The sequence below is a fragment of the Salmonella sp. 32120201201600049SM genome, from assembly GCF_017572835.1.
GTDB classification, from domain to species: Bacteria; Pseudomonadota; Gammaproteobacteria; order Enterobacterales; family Enterobacteriaceae; genus Salmonella; species Salmonella enterica.
Genome location: NZ_JAGESA010000039.1, coordinates 1 through 505, shown reverse-complemented (window position 1 = coordinate 505; position 505 = coordinate 1). Strand labels below are relative to the sequence as shown.

Below are 505 nucleotides of genomic sequence, written 5' to 3'. Positions count from 1 at the left end.
TAACCTCACAACCCGAAGATGTTTCTTACGATTCATCATCGTGTTGCGAAAATTTGAGAGACTCACGAACAACTTTCGTTGTTCTGTGTTTCAATTTTCAGCTTGATCCAGATTTTTAAAGAGCAAAACTTCGCAGTGAACCCTTTCAGGTACACTCTGAAGTATTTTTTCGTAAACACTCACGAGATGGTGGAGCTATGCGGGATCGAACCGCAGACCTCCTGCGTGCAAAGCAGGCGCTCTCCCAGCTGAGCTATAGCCCCATCGTGTAGTCAGAACCTCTTTACCGATAATTTTTCCTGAGACAAGGCGTGGAATAACGAAGCATACATCAGTATGTGAGTTATTTCACAACGCAGTATTCAGGGAAAATTTGGTAGGCCTGAGTGGACTTGAACCACCGACCTCACCCTTATCAGGGGTGCGCTCTAACCACCTGAGCTACAAGCCTGTAGAGGTTTTACTGCTCGTTTTTCATCAGACAATCTGTGTGAGCACTGCAAAG

At 45.5% G+C, this 505-nt stretch carries 2 tRNA genes; both read right to left on the bottom strand.

Annotation, left to right across the window (positions count from 1 at the left end):
• Nucleotides 1-187: 187 nt before the first annotated feature.
• A tRNA-Ala gene (locus tag J4650_RS22695) sits at nt 188-263 on the bottom strand.
• A 111-nt stretch (nt 264-374) separates the two neighbouring features.
• A tRNA-Ile gene (locus J4650_RS22690) sits at nt 375-451 on the bottom strand.
• Nucleotides 452-505 lie beyond the last annotated feature (54 nt).